Source organism: Streptomyces sp. ISL-100 (assembly GCF_018614615.1).
In the GTDB taxonomy this organism is placed as follows: Bacteria; Actinomycetota; Actinomycetes; order Streptomycetales; family Streptomycetaceae; genus Streptomyces.
The window spans coordinates 43,534-67,021 of sequence record NZ_JAGGOK010000050.1; the positions used below are offsets into that span (position 1 = coordinate 43,534).

A 23,488-nucleotide genomic window follows, 5' to 3' on the forward strand; every position below is an offset into this window, starting at 1 on the left:
GCGGCGACATGGACGTTGAGGCGAGCTGGATCCGGTGCTTCCACCCGAAGCCGGAGGCCGCGCACACCCTGGTCTGCTTTCCGCACGCGGGAGGTTCGGCCAGCTACTACTACGGCCTTTCGGCGGCGCTGGACGCGGACATCGAGATGCTGGTGATCCAGTACCCGGGCCGGGAGAACCGGCTGTTCGAGGAGCCCGTCGCCTCCATCGCGGCGCTGGCGGACTCCGTGAGCGAGGCGTTGTCCGCCCGGCTCGGGGCCCGGCTCGGGACAGGGCTGGGCGTACGGCCGGTCCTGTTCGGGCACAGCATGGGGGCGATCGTCGCCTTCGAGGTCGCGAGGCGGCTGGAGCGGGCGGGCGGTGGCCCGGCGCCCAAGGCGCTCGTCGCCTCGGCCTGTTCGGCCCCCTCGGACGCTCCGAACCGAGCGGAGCGCCTGGATCCGGTTGACGGGGAGCAGGACAGCGACGTACTCGCGCGGATCCTGGGCCTGGGCGGCACCACCGAGGGGCTGGGCGAGCACACGGACCTGATGGAGCTGGTCCTCCCGGCGATACGCGCGGACCTGTCGGCCCTCGTGGCCTACCGGGCTGCCGACCAGGCCGCGGTGGGCTGCCCGGTCACGGTGTTCGTCGCTGACGGCGACTCCGAAGTGGCGGCGGACGAGGTCTGGCTGTGGGGCAGGCACACCACCGCGGGCGACGCCGAGGTGCACGTCTTCGAAGGCGATCACTTCTATCTGAGCAAGCTGCCGAAAGACTTTCTCGATCTGCTCCAGGAAACTGTGCGCACTTCTCGCCCGGAGATCTCACCCGCATGAACACCATGGGATTCGTGGAAGAAGAGCTCGCCCAGATGTGGGCGGAGCTGCTGGACGTCGCCGGTGCGCCGGTGGACATGGAGTCGGGGTTCGCCGCTCTCGGCGGCGGGGCGGACGAGGCGCGGCTGCTCGCCGCCCGCATCGACGAGGAACTCGGCGCGCACGTCGCGGCGGACGGGCTGCTGGGCGCGGACACCCTGGAGGCGATGGGGCGCCTGGTGCGCGAGGCCATGGAACGGGCCAGGGCGCAATGGTCTGCGAACGGATCAGTGGGCGGCTCCGTGCTCGCGGCGCCCGCCGGGCCCCGCGCCGGGGCCCGCCAGGAGCGGCCCCAGCTGTCGTTCGCCCAGCAACGGCTGTGGTTCATGCAGCAGATCGACCCCGACACCACCCTCTACAACGTGCCGACCGTGCTGCGACTGCGCGGCGCCCTGGACCGGGCCGCCCTCGGCCGGGCCCTCGACGCCCTCGTCGCCCGCCACGAGGTGCTGCGGACGACGTACGCCGCTCCGTCCGGCCGCCCGTACCAGGTGATCGGGGACCCGGCGCCGCTGGATCTGCCGTACACGGACCTGACCGGCGCCGCCGACCCGGCGGGCGAGGCGGACCGCGTCGCGGCCGAGGAGGCCGCGGGTGTGTTCGACCTGGCCGCCGGGCCGCCGCTGCGGGCTCGGCTGGTCCGGGTCGGCGCGGACGAGTACCGGCTCATCGTGACGTTCCATCACATCGCCGTTGACGGGTGGTCGGTGGAGATCTTGTTCCGCGAGCTCGGGCAGCACTACGGGCGCGGTGACTCGCCGGCCGATGTCACCCTGCACTACGCGGATTACGCCGCCTGGCAGCGCGAGCGGCTCCAGGGAGAGACCCTGGACGCCCTCGTCCGGCACTGGCGCGGTGCGCTCGGGGACGACCCGAAGGCACTCGCCGTACCGACCGACCGGCCGCGCGGCACGACGCGGAGCTTCCGCGGCGCTGTCGCCACCCGCGAGATGTCGCCCGAACTCATGGCAGCGGTACGGGAGTTCAGCCGCCGCGAGCGTGTCACTCCGTACATGACTCTCTTCGCCGGCCTGCACACGCTGCTCGCCGGCTGGTCGGGCGCCACCGACATCACGGTCGGCACCCCCGTCGCCGGCCGGGACCGGCCCGAACTCCAGGACCTGGTCGGCTGCCTGATCAACATGGTGCCGGTACGGGTCCGGCTGGACGGCGGCCCCGGATTCCGCGAGCTCCTGAACCGGGTCCGCACGGCGGTGCTCGACGCCTCCGCGCACCAGGAGCTGCCCTTCGACAAGCTGGTCGAGGCCCTGGTGTCCCGGCGCAGCCGCGACTTCCTGCCGGTCTTCCGGGTGATGTTCAGCTTCATCCAGGAGCGGTCGGAGCCGGTCTTCGCCGGGCTCGACGGGTGCTCCCTGGACCTCACCGGCCCGCAGGACACCGCGAAGTACGACCTCAGCCTGTACGCGCAGGAGCGCGGCGCGGGCCTCGCTCTGACCCTTGAGTACGACACCGATCTGTTCGGTCCGGACACCCCGGCCGCGCTGCTGGCCGCCTACGAGCAGACGTTGGCGGAAGCGATGGCCCGGCCGGAGACACCGGTACTGGAGCTCGCGGCGGCCCGGTTCGGCGCCGTCGGCACTGAGAGGAACCCCCACCGTGACCGTTGACCAAATGGCCACACACGCACCCCCGGCGACCATCGACGCGTGGTTCGCCCGGCAGGCGGCAGCGCGCGGCGACGCCGTCGCCGTGACCGGCCGCGACGGTCGGCTGACCTACCGCGAGCTGGAGCGCGACGCCAACCGGCTCGCCCACCACCTGCGCACCCTCGGCGTCGGCCCCGAAGTGCCGGTCGCCGTCTGCATGGAGCGCACCACCGGCCTGGTGACGGCGCTGCTCGCGGTGCTCAAGGCAGGCGGGGCGTACGTACCGCTCGACCCCTCCGCCCCGGACGGGCGGCTGCGCTTCACGCTCACCGATGCCAAAGCCGCTGTCCTGCTGACGGACACGGACGGGCGCGGCCTGCGCGCCGCGCACACCGTGCTGATCGGGGGACCTGGCGGCGGCGTCGACCTGACGGCGTACCCGCAGACCGCGCCCGAGGACCCCGGCACCGGCCCGGCGAGTCTCGCGTACGTCATCTACACCAGCGGGTCGACCGGCACCCCCAAGGGCGTCATGATCGAGCACCGCAATGTGACGGGCCTGCTCACCGGCGTCCGCGACCGGTTCGGCTTCGGGCCGGACGACGTGTGGTCGATGTGCGCGTCCGCCGCGTTCGACGTCTCCGTGTGGGAGATGTGGGGCGCCTTGCTGCACGGCGGCCGGCTGGTCGTCGTACCGGACGAAGTGCGGCGCTCTCCGCAGGAGTTGCACGGGTTGCTGCACCGTGAGGGCGTCACCGTGCTCAATCAGACGCCGGCCGCCTTCCGGCAGCTCGTACGGTACGAGGAGGAGTCCGCAGCCGGTGACGGCTCCCCCGCCGGACTCGCGCTGCGGCTGGTGGTCTTCGCCGGGGAGGCGCTGCCGCCGGAGATGCTGCGGCCGTGGATCGCGCGGCACGGCGACGAGGTGCCGGTCCTGGTGAACATGTACGGGATCACCGAGACCACCGTGCACTCCACCTACCGCCGGATGACCTCGGCCGACCTCGACGGGGCGGCGGGCAGCATGATCGGCGGCGCCATCGGCGGCTGGACGCTGGAGGTGCTCGGCGCGGACGGCGAGCGGGCGGCGGACGGCGAGGCCGGCGAGCTGTACGTCGGTGGCGCGGGCGTGGCCCGCGGCTACCTGGGCCGCCCCGCCCTCACCGCCGAGCGCTTCCTGCCCGACCCGGACGCGGCCGTGCCGGGCGCCCGCCGGTACCGCTCGGGCGACAGCGCGCGGCGCGCGGCCGGCGGCGCCGTCGGCAGCGGTTACGTCGATCACGAGTACCTGGGTCGCCTGGACCACCAGGTGAAGATCCGCGGCTATCGCATCGAGCTCGGCGAGATCGAGAACGCGCTCACCCGCCACCCCGCCGTCCGCGACACCGTCGTGGTCGTCGACCAGGACGCGGCGGGAGCCCCGCGCCTTGTCGCGTACTGGGTCGCCGCGGCCGGGACACCGGCCGGGCCGTCCGAACTGCGCGAGCACCTGGCGCTGACACTGCCCGAGTACATGCTGCCGAATGTGTACGTGGCGCTGGAGCAGCTGCCGCTGACGCACAACGGCAAGGTCGACCGGCGCGCGCTGCCCGCCCCTGAAGCGGTACGACCCGAACTCGACGCGGAGTTCGCGGTGCCCGGCACCCCCGTCGAGAAGGCCCTCGCCGACATCTGGGCCGAGGTCCTCTCGGTCGACCGGGTCGGACTGGACGACGACTTCTTCGAACTCGGCGGCCACTCGATGCTCGCCACCGAAGCCGTGGCCCTCACCAGGGAACAGCTCGGCGTCGGCGCGACGCTGCGGCTGTTCTTCGACCGGCCGACGGTACGGGAACTCGCGAGCGCCCTGGACGAGCTGCTCGCCGTACAGCACGACACCGGTGACGACAGCCGGTCCGCATCCCACCCGCACGGGGAGAAGAACGCATGACGTACGAGACGGATCTGCCACTGCCCGAGCAGGCCGTGGCCATCATCGCAATGAGCGGACGCTTCCCGGGCGCCGCGGACGTCGACGAGCTGTGGCGCATGGTGGCGGCGGGCGAGGAGGGGCGTACGTCCTACTCCGACGAGGAGCTGGCGGCGGCCGGGGTTTCCGAGGAGCTGCTGAGCGACCCGGCGTACGTGAAGTCCGGTTTCCCGGTGGACGGGTTCGACCGGTTCGACGCCGACTTCTTCGGTGTGACCCGGTCTGAGGCCGAACTCATGGACCCGCAGCACCGGTTGCTGCTTGAGACCGCCTGGCAGGCGCTGGAGCGCGCCGGTTACCCGGCCAAGGATTTCGAGGGGCGGACCGGTGTGTTCGCCGGCACGTCGGGGAGCGGCTACCTCCAGGAGCGGATCGCCTCGCGCGGCGGCGTCGGCGACGGCCGGATATCGGACGAGATCCAGGTGGCGATCGGCAACGACCCCGGCATGCTGGCGCTGCGGGTCTCGTACAAGCTCGGTCTGACCGGGCCGAGCTTCACCGTGCAGAGTGCGTGTTCGTCGTCGCTGGTGACGGTCCATCTGGCGGTGCAGTCGCTGCTCAGCCGCGAGTCCGACCTGGCGCTGGCGGGCGGTGTCGCGGTGCGCGAGTTCGAGCCGCGCGGCTACCGGTACGAGGAGGGCGCGATCCTCTCGACGGACGGCCACTGCCGGCCGTTCGACGCGGATGCTTCCGGGACTGTCTCCGGTGACGGTGTGGCCCTCGTGGTGCTCAAGCGGCTGGAGGACGCGGTCGCTGACGGCGACCACATCCACGCGGTGATCCGCGGCAGCGCGGTCAACAACGACGGCTCGGCCAAGATCGGCTTCACCGCCCCGTCGCCGCACGGCCAGGCCGAGGTGATCGCGGAGGCGCTGGCGGTCGCCGGGGTCGGGGCGCGTACGGTCCAGTACGTCGAGGCGCACGGCACCGCGACCCCGCTCGGAGACCCGATCGAAGTCCAGGCGCTGACGGAGGCGTTCGGCCCGGACGCTGCCGCCGGGTCGGTCTACCTGGGCTCCGTGAAGTCGAACATCGGCCACCTGGACGCGGCGGCCGGTGTCGCGGGCCTGATCAAGGCGACGCTGGCACTGGAGCACCGCTTCATCCCGCCGACGGCCCACTTCCGTAGCCCGAACCCGCGCCTCTCCCTGGACAAGGGGCCGTTCCGGGTCAACGCGGAGGGTGTGCCGTGGCCGGATACGGAGACGGCGCCGCGCGCCGGGGTGAGTGCGTTCGGCATCGGCGGCACCAACGCCCACGTGATCCTTGAGGCGGCGCCGGTCGCGGCGCGGGCGGACGGTGAGACCGACGCCGACTGGCAGGTGCTGCCGCTGTCGGCCCGTACGCCCGAAGCCCTGGACGCTGCCGCCGCGCGTCTCGCGACGGCTCTCAGGGGGGAGGGGGCCGGGCGGAACGCCGTGGGGGACGACGCCACTGCGGGCAGGCACGACTCGGCGTACGACGCCGTCGGGCTCGGCGACGTCGCGTACACCCTGCAGCTCGGGCGGGCCGGCTTCCCGTATCGGCGTACGGTCGTCGCCAAGGGCCGTGCCGGCGCCGTCGACGCGCTGGAGCGGTCCGCAGCCGGCGTGGCCGCCGCGGCGGACACCGCGCCCGACGTCGTGTTCGTCTTCCCGGGGCAAGGTGCCCAGTACGCGGGCATGGGCGCCGAGTTGTACCGCACCGAGCCGGTGTTCCGTGACGCGCTCGACCGGTGCGCCGGGATACTCCTGCCGTACCTCGGCTGGGACGTGCGCGAGGTGGCGTTCGCCACCGGCGGGGACGGGGACCGGGCGAAGGAGCGGCTGCGCCAGACCCTCTACACCCAGCCCACCGTCTTCAGCATCGACTACGCCGTCGCCCAGCTGCTGATGTCGTGGGGCGTACGCCCCGACGCGATGACCGGGCACAGCCTCGGCGAGCTCGTATCGGCGTGCCTGTCCGGGGTGTTCAGCCTGGAGGACGCCCTGCGCGTCGTCGCCCGGCGCGCCACGCTCATGCAGGACCTGGCCCCCGGACGGATGCTGTCCGCACTGCTGGACGAGGCGTCCCTGACCAAGGCGCTGGACGGCCTGAGCGCCACCGTCGCCGCCGTCAACGCGCCGGCCTCCTGCGTCGTCGCCGGTACGCCCGAGGAGGTCGCCGAGGCCCGCCGGGTGCTCGAGGCGCAGGGAGTGTCCGTACGGGAGCTCGATACCTCGCATGCCTTCCACACCGCGCTGGTCGAGCCGGCCCTGCCCGGTCTCGCCGAGGTGCTGCGTTCGGTGCGGCTGAACACGCCGCAGATCCCCTTCCTGTCCAACGTGACGGGCACGTGGATCACCGACGAACAGGCCACCGACCCCGACTACTGGGTGTCCCACACCCGCGCGCCTGTCCGCTTCTCCGACGGGATCACCGCCCTTGCCGAGCGCGGTGATGTGGTCCTCGTCGAGGCCGGGCCCGGCAGCCAGCTCAGCGGGCTCGTGCGGATCCACCCGGAGCCGTCGCCCGTCGTCACCCTGCTGCGCAAGCCGCGCGGCGAGGCCGAGGAGCAGTCCGCCGAGGCCCGCACCGTACGCGAGGGGCTGGCCGAGCTGTGGCGACACGGTGTGGCCATCGACTGGGCTGCTCTGCACGGCGACCGGGCCCGCCGCCGGGTGCCGCTGCCCGCCTACCCCTTCGAGGGCCGCAGTTACCTGCTGCCCAAGCCGGAGGCCACCGCCGGCGCCGGGAACGTACGTACCGACCCCAAGCGGTGGACGTACGCCCCCGTCTGGCACCGCGCGCCCCTCCCGCAGGCGGACGAGCCGGACACAGAGGGTCCGCTCAGCTGGCTCGTCCTCGCGGACGGCGCCGGTCTCACCGACGGGCTGACCGCCGCCCTGCGCGAGCGCGGCCACACCGTGACCACCGTGCGCAAGGCAGCCGCGTACGCCCGCACCTCCGACCACGCCTTCGACGCCGACCCCGCCGACGCGGGCCATCTCGGCCAGATCGTCAAGGAGCTGCGGCAGGCGGGCGCGGCCCCGGACCGTGTGCTGGACGCCTGGGCCGTGACGGGTGAAGGGGAGGACCGCGGTGATGCGGTACGCCGTTACGCCACCGGCCTGGACACCGGTTTCCACAGCCTCGTCTCCCTCGCTCAGGCGCTCGGCGAGACCGGTGAGGACCGCCCGGTGCGGATCGACGTCCTCACCGACAGCCTCCAGGACGCGCACGGGACGGCCGTGGTGCGGCCCGAGCGGGCCACGCTGTACGGCGCGGTCACCGTCCTGCCGCAGGAGTACGCCTGGCTGACCTGCCGCAGCGTCGACGTCATCCTCCCCGCTGACGACGACGCCGCCGCCCGCACCCGCCTCACCGCGCAGCTCGGCGCCGAACTCGCGGGCGCGGGGCGCGAGAACCTCGTCGCCTACCGGGGCGCCCAGCGCCTCCTGCGGGCCTTCGCGCCGGTCGAGCTGGCCGCCGTACCCACCGGGCGGGCCTGGCGCGAGGGCGCCGGGTACCTCGTCACCGGCGCGTCCGGCGAGACCGGCCTGGCCTTCGCCGAACAGATCGCCGCGAGCGGGGCCAGGGCCGTGCTTGTCGGCGACCCGGACTTCCCTGCCGAGAGCGAGTGGGACGCCTGGCAGTCCGGCGCGACCGGTGACGACGACCGCGTACGCGACCGGGTCACCCGGCTCGCCGCACTGCGCGCCGCCCACCCTGACACCGTCGCCTACCGCACCGCCGACCTGGCCGACCCCGGCCAGGCGCGCGCCACCGTCGAGGAGGCCCGTAGCGTGCTGGACGCCGTCAACGGCGTACTGCACCTCGCCGACGACCGGGGCTCCGGCCTGACGGCGCTCAAGACACGCGACGACTTCGACGCCGTACTGGCGGCGCGGGTGAAGTCGACCCTGCTGCTGGACGAGCTGCTGGCCGGTGACGGGCTCGACTTCTTCCTCACCGCGTCGGCCACCACCGGCATCGTCGGTGGCTTCGGCCAGGCCGAGAACTGCGCGGCCTCCACCTTCCTCGACGCGTTCGCCCAGGCGGCCACCGCCGCCGGCCGGCCCACTGTCACCGTCGACTGGTCCCAGTGGGACTGGGACGACTGGTTCGAGCAGCAGATGGCGGGCCTGCCGGAAGTGCGGGAGCTGTACGAGCGGCTGCGCCTTTCCCAGGGCATCCCGGCCGCCGACGGCCTGGCACTCGCGCGGGCGGCCCTGTCCGGCGGGCTCCCGCAGGTCGTGGTCTCCAGGGCCGACTTCCAGGACGTACTGGCCGACCAGTCCGGTCTGACCGCGACCTCGTTCACCGACTCGCTCGGCGGCGGCCGCACCCGTACCGACGACGACTGGGACCCGGCGACGGTGTGGCCGGACGACGAACTCGCCCAGTCCGTGGCCCGGGTGTGGCACGAGATGCTCGGCGTCTCGCCGATCGGACCCGACGACGACTTCTACGACCTGGGCGGCAACTCGCTGTTCGCCATTCAGATCGTCGGGCGGCTGCGGCAGGCCCACGGCGACTTCCCCATGAGCGCCGTATTCGAGGCGCCGACCGTTCCGGGGCTGGCGGCCGCGATCCGCTCCCACCAGGCCGAATCGATCGGTCTGGACGAGTTCGAGGCACTGCTGCGCGAGGTCGAGAGCCTCTCCGCCGGCGAGGCCGAGGCAAAGCTGAAGGGTGACGACCATGTCTGACGAGCAGTCGCAGACGCAGTCCGACGAGACCGAGGTCGCGCGCAAGCTCAAGGAGCGGCTGTCCTCGCTCTCCCCCGAGCAGCGCGCCGTACTGGAACGGTCCATGCGAGAGCGCAACGTCAAGGCGCCGTCCGCCGTGGACTCCGGCGCCAAGGCGGCGGCGAAGAGCGAAACGCCCCGCCGCAGCCGGCGCCCCGGCAGCACCATGGACTTCAGCCTGTTCTTCTTCTCCGGCGACGGTACGGCGAAGGGCCCGGGCAAGTACCAACTGCTGCTGGACAGCGCCCGCCACGCCGACGCGAACGGCTTCGACGGCATCTGGGTCCCCGAGCGCCACTTCGTCGACTTCGGCGGCCTCTACCCGAACCCGTCGCTGCTGGCCTCCGCCATCGCCGTACTGACCGAGAACATCCAGATCCGCGCGGGCAGCTGCGTCCTGCCCCTGCACCACCCGGTGCGGGTAGCCGAGGAGTGGGCGGTCGTCGACAACCTGTCCGGCGGCCGGGCCGCGATCTCGGCGGCCTCCGGCTGGCACCCCGACGACTTCCTTCTCGCGCCGGGCGACGGGCAGCAGCGCTACCCGCGCCGCAAGGACGAGATGTTCGAGTCGATCGACGCCATCCAGCGGCTGTGGGCGGGCGAGAGCGTCGAATTCCCGCGCGCCGACGGCTCGTCGCAGTCCGTACGCACGCTTCCGCGCCCGCTCCAGCCGAAGCTCCCGGTGTGGGTGTCGGCGCAGGGCAGCATCGAGACGTTCGTACGGGCCGGGGAGACCGGCGCGTACGTCCTGACCGGGCTGGTCGCCCAGCGCCCCGCCGACCTGAGGGACAAGATCGCCGCCTACCGCGAGGCGCTCGCCAAGGCCGGGTACGACCCGGCCGAGGGCAAGGTCACCGCGATGGTGCACACCTTCGTGGGCTCGGACAACGAGGAGGCGAGGGAGACCGTACGGGGGCCGCTGACCGCGTACCTGAAGACCTTCCTCGAACAGCAGGACAGCTTCGGCAGCGAGTTCTCCAAGCTGAACGAAGCCGAGCGCGACGTCATGCTCAACGCCACCTTCGAGCGCTACTTCGACACGCTGGCGCTGCTCGGTACGCCCGACAAGTGCGAGTCCCTGATCGAGGACCTGGTGGACATCGGCGTGGACGAGGTCGCCTGCCTCGTCGACTTCGGGCTCGACCCCGGGCAGGTCCTCAAGGGCCTCGACCACCTCACCGAACTCAAGAACCGCTACCGGCACCGGGGCGATACCGAAGGAGACCAGTCGTGACCGGACTCGCAGACCGGCTGGCCGGCCTCACCCCCGCCCAGCGCGCCCTTCTCGACCGGCGTATGCGCGAGCGCAGAACCAGCACCGTCACCAACGCGCCGATTCCGCGCCGGAAGCGGGAGAACCGCGTACCGCTGACCGTGGACCAGGAACGCATCTGGCTGATCCACCAGTTCGACCCCGAAGACCCCGTCTACAACGTGTACTTCGCCTCCCGCCTGCACGGTGAGCTGGACACGGACGCGCTCCAGCGCGCCGTGGACGCATTCGTTCAGCGCCATGAGGCGATGCGTACGACGTTCGAGCAGGACGGGCACGCGCCCGTCCAGGTGATCCACGGCTCCATGGCGGTGCCGCTGGACCACCAGGACCTGCGGTCCGTGCCGGCCGACCGGCGCGAGGACGAGATGATGCGGCTCGCGACGGAGGAGCTGCGCAAGCCGTTCGACCTGGTGAAGGGCCCGCTGCTGCGGATCGCGCTGCTGCGCCTCGGCGACCGGGAGCACGTGCTGGTCGGCACGGTCGACCACCTGGTCTGGGACCGCGGCTCGATGGGCATCTTCAACGCCGAGATCGCCGAGTTCTACACCGCGTTCGCCACCGGCCGCGCGCCGCAGCTGCCCCCGATCGAGGTGCACTACCCGGACTACTCCGAGTGGCAGCCGCAGTGGCTGCGCGAGGAGGTGCAGCGCAAGCACCTGCCGTACTGGAAGAAGCAGCTCGAAGGCGCCGACCTGGTGCTGGAACTGCCGACCGACCGGCCCCGCCCGCCGCTCCAGACAGCGAACGGTGCCCGCTACCAGTTCCCGCTCACCCCGGAGCTGACGCAGGCGATCCGCGACCTTGCCAAGCGCGAGGACGTGACGGTCAACATCGCGCTGCTCGCCGCCTGGCAGCTGATCCTGCACCGGCTCACCGGGCAGCAGGACATCGTGGTCGGCACCACCTCGTCGACCCGCAGCAGGCCCGAGACCGAGCCGATGATCGGCTACTTCCTCACCATGCTGCCGCTGCGCACCACGGTCCGGCCGGCGATGACCGTACGGGAGCTGCTCCAGGCGACCCGCACCACGATGATGGGCGCCTTCGACCACCACGACATCCCCTTCGGGACGCTGCTGGACGAGCTCGACCTGGACCGCGACCCGAGCCGCACGCCGATCTACCAGACGTCCTTCATCCTCGTGGACTTCCTCCACGAGGAGGAGACCCCCATGGCCGGGCTGACCGTCGAGGAGCTGATGCTCGACAACGCCACCGCCAAGGACGACGTGATGCTGGGCTTCTTCGACGACCCGGCGCTCGCGGACGACCACTTCCACGGCGTGCTGGAGTACAACACCGACCTGTTCGACGAGAGCACGATGGCCCGGATGGCGCGGCAGATCGTGCGGCTGCTGGAGCAGATGTCCGAGGACGCGGGGCGCGCGGTGCGTGACCTGTCGCTGCTCAGGCCGGACGAGGCGCGCACCGTCCTCGTCGACTGGAACCGGACCGAGGCGGCGCGCGAGGACGGTGACTCGCTGGATGTGCTGGTACGCCGCCAGGCTGCCGCCACTCCTGACGCGGTCGCCGTCTCCTGCGGCGACGAGCAGCTGACGTACGCCGAGCTGCTGGACCGGGCGGGCCGGCTGGCCTCGCACCTCCAGCAGCGGGGCGTGGCACCCGAGACCGTCGTCGGCGTCTGCCTGGAGCGTTCCGTCGACCTGGTGGTCGCCCTGCTGGGCGTGGTCATGTCGGGCGGCGCCTACCTGCCGCTGGACGCGGGATACCCGGCGCAGCGCCTGGCCACCATGACCGGCGACGCGGACGCCAAGTTCCTGCTGACCCGCTCCGGGTTGCTCGACAGCCTCGCGGACTGCCCCGGCGAGCGGATCTGCCTGGACACCGACGCGCAGGCTGTCGCCGCCGCCCCGGCCGTCCCGGCGGCTCCCGGCGCGGGCGAGGACCGGCTGGCGTACGTCATCTACACCTCCGGGTCCACCGGCCGCCCCAAGGGCGTCGAGGTCACCCACCGCAACCTCTCCAACCTGCTGCTGGCGATGGCCGCCGAGACCGGCCTGGGCGCCGGTGACACCCTCACAGCCGTCACCCCGGTCACCTTCGACATCGCTGGCCTGGAGCTGTACGCCCCGCTCATCAGCGGGGCCCGGGTACACGTCGTACGCAAGGAGGAGGCGGTCGACGGCCGCCGCCTGGCCGCTCTGCTCGCCGAGACCGGTGCCACCGTCATGCAGGCCACCCCGGCCACCTGGCAGCTCCTGGTGGAGGCGGGCTGGCGCAACGACGGCTCGCTGCGGGTCCTGGTCGGCGGCGAGGCGCTGCCCCCGGCGCTGGCCGAGCAACTCGTCCGCGAGCCCGGACGTACCTGGAACGTCTACGGCCCGACCGAGACGACCATCTGGTCCACCGCCCACCGCCTCGACAGCGGCACCGAGCAGGTCTCCATCGGCCGCCCGCTGGACAACACCCAGGTGTACGTACTCGACGAGCGCCTGGAGCCCGTTCCGGTGGGCATGCCCGGCGACCTGTACCTGGGCGGCACCGGAGTGGCCCGAGGCTACCGAGGGCGGCCCGCGCTGACCGCGGAGCGGTTCGTACCCGACCCGTTCGGCGGCCGGCCCGGCGCGCGGCTGTACGCGACGGGCGACAAGGCGCGGCTGCGGGAGGACGGCACCCTCGTCTTCCTCGGCCGCGACGACGGCCAGGTGAAGCTTCGCGGCTTCCGTATCGAACTGGGCGAGATCGAGGCCCGGCTGGAGGAGCACCCGGCGGTGCGCCGCGCGGTCGCCCTCGTACGGGAGGACCGGCCCGGCGACAAGCGGCTGACTGGATACGTGGTGGCGGCGGAAGATGCCGCTCCCGGTGCCGAGGAGTTGCGTGAGCACCTGCGCCGCTTCCTGCCCGACTACATGGTCCCGTCCGCGATCGTCGCCCTGGACGCTTTCCCCCTCAACACCAGCGGCAAGATCGACCGTCGCGCTCTGCCCGAACCCGTCATCGAGCGCGATGCCGCGAGCTACGTCCCGCCGCGCGACGCCGTCGAACTCGAAGTCGCGCACATCTGGGAGGAGGTGCTCGGGGTCAGGCCGATCGGTCTGCACGACCGGTTCTTCGACCTGGGCGGCCACTCCCTGCTCGTCCTGCGGCTGATGGCCGAGATCGAGAAGCGCTTCGGGCAGCAGCTGCCGATGGCGGCGATCTTCCGGGGCGCCACCGTCGAGCGGTTCGCCCGCATGCTGCGCGACGGCTACCAGGACGAGGCGGACGTACACCTCGTGGAGATCGGCTCGGGCACCACCGGCACCCCCGTCTTCTTCGCCCACCCGGCGGGCAGCGAGGTCGTCTGCTACATGCCGTTCGCCGGGCTCATGGAGGGCGGCGACCGGCCGCTGTACGCACTCTCCTCCCCGCCACCGGTCGACGGAGTCCTGCCGTACGCCGACTTCGGGGCGCGAGCGGCGGCGTACGCGGAGCTGATCCGCGAAGTGCAGCCCGAGGGCCCGTACACGGTGGCCGGCTGGTGCTACGGCGGCACCAACGCTTTCGCCGTCGCCGGTGAGCTGGAGAAGACGGGCGCGGAAGTGTCCGTGATCATGATGGACTCGCACCCGCCGGCCGAGGTCCCGGAAGGCTCCGAGCCCGACCCGGCCGAGATCGTCGAGGCCATCGCGGCGAACCTCCAGTGGGACTACGGCAACGCGCTGAAGTCCGTGGAGGAGCTCAAGGGGATGACCCCCGACGAGCACCTCGACTACCTCCTCGCCATCGCCCGCGCGTCCAACTACCTGCCGCCGGACGCCGGACGCGAGCAGGTCCGGGACATCCTCGACCTCTGGGTCGCCAACCTGCGGCTCGTCTGGAACTTCCGCCCCCTGCACGTCAAGGGACGGGTCACCCTGATCCGCGCGGCCGAGGAGACGTACGACTCGACCGAGGCGTGGCGCGAGCTGACCGCCGAGGGCGGCCTTGACGTCCGGGTGGTCGAAGGCAACCACTACACGATGATGCGCCACCCCCACATCGAGGGCGTCGCCACAATTCTGAACGAGGTGGTTGACAGTGCTTGAACTGCTCAAGGACCGGACGTACATCCGCTATTGGCTGGCTGTCGTCGCGTCCTTCCTCGGTGACGCGATCACCAAGATCACCCTGATTTACGTGGTGGCCACCGAGACCTCCAACCCGGTCCTGTACGTGTCCCTCGTGGTCATCGCGCAGCTGCTGCCCTCCGGCGTGCTGGGGGCGTTCGTCGGCCCGCTGGCCGACCGCTTCCCCGCTCGCGGGCTGATGGTCGGCTCCGACCTGGTCCGCGTCGCGCTGGTCCTGGCGATGATCCCGGTGCGCGATTCGCCGCTGCTGCTGCTCGTGCTGATCCTGCTCACCGGAATCGCCAAGGCGTTCTTCGAGACGGCGCGCATCACCGCGATCCCGCTGATCGTCCGGGGCCACAGCATCCCGACGGCGGTCGCCCTCTTCCAGTCCACGAACCACACGCTGAACCTGGTGGGCCCCGCCCTGGGCGGTCTGCTCCTCGCGTTCGGCAGCGTCTCCGCCGTATTCGTCATCGACGCGGCCACCTTCGTGGTCTCGGCGGTGCTGCTGGGCAGCATGGCGGTACTGCGCGAGGTCCCGGTCCCCGGCCCGAACAGCGGCCGGGAGTCGTACTGGAAGTCGCTCGGAACCGGCATCTCCGGCGTGCTCGCGGTCCCCTCGCTGCGCTTCCTCGCGGTCATCCTGGTGCCGGTGATGCTCGTCCTCGGACTCTTCACCACGAACCTCAACTCCCAGCTCCTCAGTGTCTTCGACCTGTCCGCCTTCAACTTCGGCCTGGCACAGGCCGCGTTCGGCGCGGGCTGCGTGATCGGGGCCCTGACCGGTCCGCCGCTGGTACGCCGGTTCTCCGACCGGGGGCTGCTCATCGGCTCGATCGTGCTGTTCGGGGTGTCCCTGCTGCTGCTCGCCCCGACCGGCTGGCTGCGGGACTCACTGGGGGACCAGCTGGGCCTGAGCGTCGTACTGGCCTGGTGCCTGGTGGCGGGGATCGGCTCCGGCCTCTTCCAGGTGCCGGTGGCCAACACCCTGATCAGCGACCTGCCCGAGGAACTGCGCGGGCGCGGAGTCGGGCTGCTCAACGCCCTGATGGTCAACTTCACCATCGTCGGTGTGGTCCTGGGCGGCCTGGCGGCCGACCTGATGGGCATCGCCGCGTCGATCATCGTGGCCGGCGGGCTGCTGCTGCCGGCCGCGGCGGTGCTGGCCGCGGCCTCGGTGCGTAACCGGAACAAGACCGAGGCCGAAGCGGGGGTGGCCTCGTGACGTCTGCGGAGCGGCTTCTCCCCCTCACACCCGCCCAGCGGCGGCTGTGGGCGCTGGCTCAAGTGCGGCCGGACGACCCCTTCTTCAGCATTCCGTTCGCCGTCGGCACCGACGGGCCTCTGGACGCGGCGGCTCTCGGGCGCGCCCTGGAGGAGGTCGTACGCCGCCACCCCGCCCTGCGCACCCGGATCGTGCGCGGCGCGGACGGGGAGCCCGCGCAGTGCGTCGGGGCGCCGGAGCCGGTGGCGCTGCCCGTCGTCGACGCGCGGGACGACTCGGCGGCGGTGGCCGAGGCGTTCGCGCGCGAGCCGTTCGCCGTGGACGGCGGTCCGCTGCTGCGGGTGCGGCTGCTGCGGCTGGACGACACGACGCACCGGCTGCTCGTCGGCGTACACCACCTTGTCTTCGACGGGGCGTCGCTGGAGGTCTTCACCTCCGAACTTACGGCGCTGTACGACGCGTTCGCGCAGGGACAGCCGTCGCCACTGCCGGAGCCGGTCGTCGAGTACGGGGCGTTCCTGGCGCGGCGTACGGAGGAGGACGAGCGAGCAGCGGCCGCGAACCTGGCGTACTGGACCCAGCGGCTGGCCGGCTCGCCCGAGGTGCTGGAACTCCCCCTCGCCGGGCCGCGCCCGGCGCGCGGCGGGCACGAGGGCGAGCGGCGCACGGCCGTGATCCCGCACGAGGTGGTGGAGCCGCTGCGGCGGCTCGCCCGTACCAAGCGGTGCAGCCTGTTCATGGTGCTCAAGGCGGCGTGCGACGTGGTGCTCAGCCAGTACGGGGGGACTGACGTCCTCACCGGCATGGCCGTCTCCGGCCGGGACACCACCGACAGCGCCGGGCTCGTCGGCTATCTCACGCGACCGGTGGTGCTGCGCGCCGACCTGTCCGGCGACCCGGAATTCGGGGAGCTGCTGCGGCAGGTGCGCGGTGATTTGCTGGACGCCCTGGACCACTGCGACCTGCCGGTCGACGAGGTCATGGACCGGCTCGGGGCGGCCCGTGACCCGAGCTATCACCCGCTGTACCAGGTCATGTACACGCATCAGCCGGCCGCGCCCGTGCGGCGGGTGGCGGACGCGGTGTTCACGGTGGGGGAGCTGCGGCTGCCCACCATGAAGACCGATCTGGCCATCGACACCATCGAGACCGACGAGGGCCTGCTCGCCCTGGTCGACTTCCGCACCGCCCTCTTCGAGACCGCGACCGCGGAACGGCTGCTGGTCCGGCTGCGGACCGTACTGGAGCGCATAGCCGCCGACCCCTCGTCGCGGGTGTCCGCGCTGCTGCGGCCGACCGCCGGGGAGCGGCGGCAACTGGTGGAGGAGTGGAACCCGGCGTGCGAGGGGTCTGCGGACGGCGATGTGCTGCACGCGATGGTGTCCGAGCAGGTCGCTCGTACGCCGGACGCGGTCGCGGTGGTGGATGGCGCGCGCACTTGGACGTACCGCGAACTGGACGATGCGGCGGGCCCGTTGGCTGCACGGCTGCTGGAGTACGACGTCACGCCGGAGACCCCGGTGGGCGTCTGCGCGCCCAAGTCGTTCGCGCTGGCCGCTGCCCAGCTGGGCGTACTCAAGGCGGGCGGGGTGTGCGTCCCGCTGGACCCGGAGCTGCCGGCCTTCCTGCTGAGGCTGGCGGTGGACGACGCGGGGCTGACGACGGTGCTCGCGGACCTGGACTCCTCCTCGCTCTTCGACCACACGCGGGTGCGGGTGGTCGACCTGGACGAGCCCGCGTCACCGGCCGGCTCTTCCTCGGCCCCGGCCGCTCCGCTGCCCGTCGTGTCGCCCGCCAACGCCGCCTGGGTGCTGCGTACGTCGGGCGCCACGGGTGAACCGCGCGCCGTGCTCGCCGAACACCGGAACCTGGCCTCCCGCCTCCGCTGGGCCCACCGGGAGCTGCCCGCCGGCACGCTCGACGCGGTGGCACAGCTCAGCCCGCCGGATTCACCGGGCGCGGTGTTCGAACTCTTCGCCCCGCTCACCGGGGGCGGCCGGGTGGTTGTGCCGGACGCTGCTTCCACGGGCACGGCAACGGTGAACGCTGCGCCCTCTGCCCTGGCGGGCTTTCTTGGCGACGGCCGGGAGGCCGTACCGGCGGCGGTCCTCGTCGGTGGTGAACTCCTCGCCCCGGCCGGCCTTCGTGCGGCGTACGCCGCCGGGGTCGGTTCGGTCCACCACCTCTACACCGCCGCCGAGACGGCGGGACCCGCCCTCGGCGGGCCGGCCACCCCGGACGGGACCGGCCGGCCGGTGCCGCTCGGGCTTCCGGCCGGCGCCACGGCGTACGTCCTCGACCGGCGTGGGGAACTCGTCCCCCCGGGCGTCGTCGGCGAACTCCACATCGGCGGCGCGGCCGTCACCCGCGGCTACCTGAACGATCCGCGCCGCACGGCGGAGTGCTTCCGCCCCGACCCGTACGGGGAGCGGCCGGGCGGGCGCCTGTTCGCCACCGGTGACCTGGTACGGCACACGCCCGACGGGCGGCTCGTGTTCGCCGGGCGGGCCCGGGAGCAGGCCCGGGTGCGCGGCGTCCGGGTGGCCGCAGCCGACATCGAGGCCGCGCTGCTCGCGCACCCCGGCGTCGCCCGCGCGCACGTACTGACGCCGACGGAGGCGGGCGACGGCATCGACGCCGCCGTCGCCGGCCGGCCGGGGGCAGGCCTCACCGCCGACGCCCTGCGCGCGCACCTGCGGGAGCTGCTGCCCGGTTACCTGCTGCCGACCCGGATCGGCGTACTGGAGCGGCTGCCGCTGCTGCCCGGCGGCCGGACGGACGGCGCCGCTGTCCCCAAGGCGCTGGCCGAGGCGCTCGCCGAGGAGGAGAAAGCCGCACAGCGCGAGGCCCAGCAGCCGCTGAGCGACACCGAGCAGCTCGTCGCCGGCGCCTGGCAGCAGGTGCTCGGCCGCACGGTCGGCCACGGCGAGAGCTTCTTCGATGCGGGCGGCAACTCGCTGCTGCTCATCCGGCTGCGCGACCGGCTGCGGACGGCGTTGGAGTGCGAGGTCGACGTGGTCGACCTGTTCCGGCACTCCACCGTGCGCGCCATGGCGGCCTTCCTGGGAAAGGGCACCGGCGGCAGGGACGGGGCCGGGGCCCCGCCCGTCCCGGTCACCGCCACCGGCGCGGAGGAGCGCGGCCAGGCCCGGCTGCGCGCCATGCGCGCCCGGACGACCAGGGAGCGCACCCCGGGGCGGTCGCGATGACGCCGAACCGCACGCTCGCGCCGGCACAGGCGCTCGTCCTGCGGCAGGGATACGCCGCCGACCGCGCGGCCACCGTCGGCGCGGACCGGACTGCGGCGGGCCTCCCACACACGGCAGCCCGCCGCGCCCGACGGCGCGCCATCGGGCGGCACGCAGACGGCTTGTGCGTCGAACTGGCCGTCGAGCAAGGGGAGTTCCCGCGCCCGGACGATCTGCCCGACCGTGCTGCCGGGCGGTCCAACCCGGCCGCAGACAGCGACCGCCGCGTCCCGCACGCGCGCGCAGAGCAGCCCGAAGTCCGGTTCCGGCACTGCCCGGCGGCCGACGCTGTGGCGCGGCGCGGGCGCCCGGCCGGCGGCGGTCTCGTGGAGAAGCTGGAACGTACATGGATATCGAGGAAGCGATGACCCCCGACACCGATACCGACACAGTCCCCCTCCCTCACCGCACGATGTACCAGTGGTTCGAGGAATCCGCCCTGCGCCTGCCGGACCACCCCGCGCTGGAGATCCGCGACGAAGTCCTGACCTACGCCGAGCTGCGCCGCCTCGCCCTCACCCTCGCCGCCCGCATCGTGCACAAGCACGGCGGGCTGCCCGACCGGGTCGCTCTGGCCGCCGCCCGTTCGGTGGGCGCGTACGCCGGGTACCTGGCGATCCAGCGGCTCGGCGCGGCCGTGGTGCCGCTGAACCCGGACTACCCGCAGCAGCGCAACCTCGACATCGCCCAGCGCGCCGGGGTCACCGTCGCTCTCGTGGACGACCGGTCCGCCGGTCTGTTCGGCCTGCTCCCCGAGCGTCACCGGCCGACGGTGCTTGAGCTGGGTGAGGACGAGCGCGCCGACCCGGAGCTGCTGGAGGGCGCGCTGGAGGAGACGCTGCCGCCGGTCCCCGCCGACCTCGAACGCGAGGCGTACATCCTGTTCACCTCGGGGTCGACCGGCCAGCCCAAGGGCGTACCGATCCTGCACCGCCACCTCTCGCCGTACCTCGAACACAACATCCCGCGGTACGAGATCGCGCCCGGCAGCCGCCTCACCCAGTCCTTCGGCCTGACCTTCGACGCGCACGCCTTCGACCTCTTCGCGACCTGGGGCGGCGGCGGCACCCTGGTCGTCCCGATGGCGGCCGACCTTTATACGCCGGTCGACTTCACCGTGGAGCGGAAGCTGACCCACTGGTTCTCGGTGCCGTCGGTGGTGCGTGAGGCACATCGGCTCGGGAATCTCCCGCTGGGACGCTGCGTAACGCTGAAGCACAGCATGTTCGGCGCCGAGCCGGTCACCGCTGAGCATGCCGCGCTGTGGCGCGAGGTGGCTCCGTACTCGCAGATCCACAATGTGTACGGTCCGACCGAGCTGGCCATCTGCTGCGCCAATCACCGCCTGACCGGGCCGAGTTCGGACTGGCCCGAGTTCACCGGCGGCACGGTGCCGATCGGCACGATGTACCCGGACACGGAGGGCGTCCTGCTCGACGAGGACGGACTGCCCGCCGACGAGGGTGAGTTGTGCGTACGCGGCCCACAGCGGTTCGACGGGTACCTCGACCCGCGCGAGAACACCGGCCGGTTCCTCTCGTACGAGGAAGGCGGCCGGGCCACCGTGTACGACGGCGCCGCTCCGCTCACCGACCGCCACTGGTACCGCACCGGTGACCGGGTCCGCCGCGAGGGCGGGCTCATGGTGCACTGCGGCCGACTCGACCAGCAGGTCAAGATCCGCGGCCACCGCGTGGAGATCGGCGAGGTGGAGGCCGTCCTGCGCCGCCATCCCGCCGTCGTCGACGTCGCCGTGGTCGCGCTCCCGACGGCGGAGGGCGAGACCGAGCTGGTCGCCGCCTACGCGGGCCGGGAGACGGACGTGGCGCGGTTCGACGCGTGGCTGCGCGAGCAGGTCCCGCTGCACATGGTGCCCGCGCGGATCAAGCGGCTGGACGGCCTGCCGCTCAACGACAACGGAAAGACGGACCGCAAAGCACTGGCGCGGATCCTCGGCACCCCGGAGGGGTCATGACTGACGCGACCGAGCTGAACCTGGGCCTGGGCCTGGACCACTGGCGCACCGAACTGGCCGGGCTCGAACCCCTGGAGCTGCCGGCCGACCGCCCGCGCCCCTCCGTGCGCGAGCCCGGTACGGCCCGTCACACCCGCACCGTCCCGGCCGGTACGGCGGACGCCCTGCGCAAGGCCGCGGCCGGATACGGCGCGCCGCTGCCGGTCGTGCTGCTCGCGGCGTACCAGCTGCTGCTGGGCCGCTGGAGCCGTCGGCAGGACGTTGCCGTCGGCACGCCGATATCGGGCGAACTCGCGGTCGTACGGACCGACCTGGCGGCAGCTGCGACCTTCGGGGACCTGGTGGCGCGGGTCGGTGCGGCGGTGCGCGCGGCTCAGGCGCGGGAGGCGCTGCCGTTCCATGACCTCGTCGCCGCCCTCGTGCCGGAGCCGGTCAGCAGCCACCACCCCCTGGTGCAGGCGCTGTTCGCCGCCTCGGATGCCGAGCTTCCCGCCCCGGTCGGCAGTTGCCCGCCCGACCTGGCGCTGGTCTTCGCGGACCGGGGGGAGTCGGAGATCGACGTCCACGTCGACTTCAGCACCGCCCTGTTCGACGAGGGGACCGCCGAGCGGTTCGCCGGAAACTACCTGACCCTGCTCGCCGCCGTCGCGGAGCGCCCCGGCGACCCCGCGCTGAACGCCCTCGACATCCTCGACGGGCCCGAGCGGAGCCTGCTGCTCACCGAGTGGGGCGTGCGCCCCGCCGAGTTCCCGACCGGGCGCGGGGTCGCGGAGCTGGTGGCTGAGCAGGCTGGGCAGAGCCCCGACGCTGTCGCGGTCGTCTTCGGGGACGAGGAAGTGACGTACGGCGGGCTCAACGTCCGCGCCAACCGGCTGGCTCACCACCTCCGCTCCCTCGGCGTCGCGCCGGACGTCCCGGTCGGCGTCTGCCTGGAGCGCGGCCCCGAGCTGATCGTCGCGCTGCTCGCGGTGCTGAAGGCGGGCGGGGCGTACGTACCGCTCGACCCCGAACACCCGGTGGACCGCCTTGACTTCGTCCTGCGCGACACCGCCGCGCCCGTCGTCGTCACGCAGGAGTCCCTGCGCGGCCGGCTCGCGGGGGAGGGCCGGGTGCTCGTCGCCGTCGACACCGACCGCGAGACGGTCGCCGCGCGCAGCGCGGCGGACCCCGCGCCGGCCCCCGCCGCCGGGCCGGACGATCTGGCGTACGTCCTCTACACGTCCGGGTCCACCGGCACCCCCAAGGGCGTCGCCATCACGCTCGGTTCGCTGGTCAACCTGCTCTTCGCGATGCGGGAGATCTTCCCGGCGCCCGCGAGCGACCGGGTCCTGTTCACCACGTCAGCGACCTTCGACATCGCGAACGTCGAGGTGTTCCTGCCGCTGATCACCGGCGGCCGGAACATCGTCGCCGACCGCGAGCAGGTCCACACCCCGCGCGCGCTGGCCGCCCTCGTCGACCGGCACGACGTCACTCTCGTGCAGGCCACCCCGTCGGCCTGGCGGCCGCTGCTTGACGCCCTCGGCGACCGGCCCGAGCCGCGCGAACTCACCATCTTCACCGCCGGTGAGGCGCTGCCCGCAGACCTGGCCGCGAAGATGCTGCGCGCGGGCCGCCGCGTCGTCAACGGGTACGGCCCGACGGAGACCACCATCTACGCGACGGTCGCCGAGATCCGCGACGCGGCCGGCCCCGTCCCGATCGGCCGCCCCACGCCGAACACCGAGGTGTACGTCGTGGACGAGGCCGACCGCCCGGTGCCCGTCGGCGTACCCGGCGAACTGCTCATCGGCGGCAAGGGCGTCGCCCGCGGCTACCTGGGCCGCCCGGAGCTCACCGGCGAGCGCTTCACCGCCCACCCCTTCCCGGCGTACGCCGCCGACGGGCCCGAGGCACGCGTGTACCGGACCGGAGACCTCGTGCGGTGGCTGCCGGACGGGAACCTGGAGTTCCTGGGCCGCCTGGACCACCAGGTGAAGGTGCGCGGCTTCCGCATCGAGCTCGGGGAGATCGAGTCGGCGCTCCTCGCCCACGAGGACGTGGCCTCCTGTGTGGTGACCGTCCGCGAGGACGTCCCCGGCGGCGTACCGGGCGAGAAGGCGCTCGTCGCGTACTGCGTGCCGGCGGACGGCCGCACGCTGAGCGTCGGCGCCCTGCGCGACTGGTGCGGACGCGGGCTGCCCGGCTACATGGTGCCCGGCGCCTTCGTCTTCCTCGACCGGCTGCCGCTGACCACCAGCGGCAAGACGGACCGCACCGCGCTGCCCGCCCCGGACGGCGAACGGACCGGGATGGACGCCGAGTTCGTGCTGCCCCGCACCCCCGCCGAGCGCGCAGTCGCCCGTATCTGGGCCGAGGCGCTGTGGGCCGACGAGGTCGGCGCCCACGACGACTTCTTCGAGCTCGGAGGCGACTCGCTGACCGCGACGCGGGTGGCCCTGCGGCTCCAGGAGGAGTTCGGCCTGGAGATCCCGGTGCGGGTGCTGTTCACCTGCTCAACCGTCGAAACGCTCGCCAAGGCGCTGACCACCGCGCGCCGCGCGGGGGGATTCACGGCCGCCTGATCCGTC

The 23,488-nt window shown here is 72.8% G+C and carries 11 protein-coding genes; all 11 read left to right on the forward strand.

Annotation, left to right across the window (positions count from 1 at the left end; translation table 11 throughout):
- Positions 1-8 precede the first annotated feature (8 nt).
- From J7E89_RS22355 to J7E89_RS22405, 11 genes are read left to right on the forward strand one after another with little or no spacing between them, the layout of a single operon-like run.
- A complete protein-coding gene (locus J7E89_RS22355; RefSeq protein WP_214976150.1) occupies positions 9-818 on the forward strand; it encodes a thioesterase II family protein in 810 nt (269 codons plus the stop codon).
- Positions 815-2,485, forward strand: a complete 1,671-nt coding sequence (locus tag J7E89_RS22360) for a condensation domain-containing protein (RefSeq protein ID WP_214976151.1) — start codon at positions 815-817, stop codon at positions 2,483-2,485. Before J7E89_RS22355 ends, J7E89_RS22360 begins: the two co-directional genes overlap by 4 nt.
- Positions 2,475-4,394: an amino acid adenylation domain-containing protein gene (locus J7E89_RS22365; RefSeq protein WP_214976152.1), complete on the forward strand. Its 1,920-nt coding sequence runs from the start codon at positions 2,475-2,477 to the stop codon at positions 4,392-4,394. The genes J7E89_RS22360 and J7E89_RS22365 overlap by 11 nt, the downstream gene beginning before the upstream one ends.
- Positions 4,391-9,103, forward strand: coding sequence for a beta-ketoacyl synthase N-terminal-like domain-containing protein (locus J7E89_RS22370; RefSeq protein ID WP_214976153.1), 4,713 nt, complete (start codon positions 4,391-4,393; stop codon positions 9,101-9,103). Before J7E89_RS22365 ends, J7E89_RS22370 begins: the two co-directional genes overlap by 4 nt.
- Entirely contained in the window at positions 9,096-10,376 is a 1,281-nt protein-coding gene (locus tag J7E89_RS22375; protein ID WP_214976154.1) for a MupA/Atu3671 family FMN-dependent luciferase-like monooxygenase, read from the forward strand. The genes J7E89_RS22370 and J7E89_RS22375 overlap by 8 nt, the downstream gene beginning before the upstream one ends.
- Positions 10,373-14,446 (forward strand): non-ribosomal peptide synthetase, encoded by a 4,074-nt coding sequence (locus J7E89_RS22380; protein ID WP_214976155.1) that lies wholly within the window; start codon positions 10,373-10,375, stop codon positions 14,444-14,446. Before J7E89_RS22375 ends, J7E89_RS22380 begins: the two co-directional genes overlap by 4 nt.
- Entirely contained in the window at positions 14,439-15,695 is a 1,257-nt protein-coding gene (locus J7E89_RS22385; RefSeq protein WP_214976156.1) for an MFS transporter, read from the forward strand. Before J7E89_RS22380 ends, J7E89_RS22385 begins: the two co-directional genes overlap by 8 nt.
- Positions 15,692-18,904: a condensation domain-containing protein gene (locus J7E89_RS42075; protein ID WP_214976157.1), complete on the forward strand. Its 3,213-nt coding sequence runs from the start codon at positions 15,692-15,694 to the stop codon at positions 18,902-18,904. Before J7E89_RS22385 ends, J7E89_RS42075 begins: the two co-directional genes overlap by 4 nt.
- A complete protein-coding gene (locus J7E89_RS22395) occupies positions 18,901-19,311 on the forward strand; it encodes a hypothetical protein (RefSeq protein ID WP_214976158.1) in 411 nt (136 codons plus the stop codon). The genes J7E89_RS42075 and J7E89_RS22395 overlap by 4 nt, the downstream gene beginning before the upstream one ends.
- Complete coding sequence (locus tag J7E89_RS22400; protein ID WP_251060924.1) at positions 19,290-20,918, forward strand: AMP-binding protein; 1,629 nt, start codon at positions 19,290-19,292, stop codon at positions 20,916-20,918. The genes J7E89_RS22395 and J7E89_RS22400 overlap by 22 nt, the downstream gene beginning before the upstream one ends.
- Positions 20,915-23,482 (forward strand): non-ribosomal peptide synthetase, encoded by a 2,568-nt coding sequence (locus tag J7E89_RS22405; protein ID WP_214976159.1) that lies wholly within the window; start codon positions 20,915-20,917, stop codon positions 23,480-23,482. Before J7E89_RS22400 ends, J7E89_RS22405 begins: the two co-directional genes overlap by 4 nt.
- Positions 23,483-23,488 lie beyond the last annotated feature (6 nt).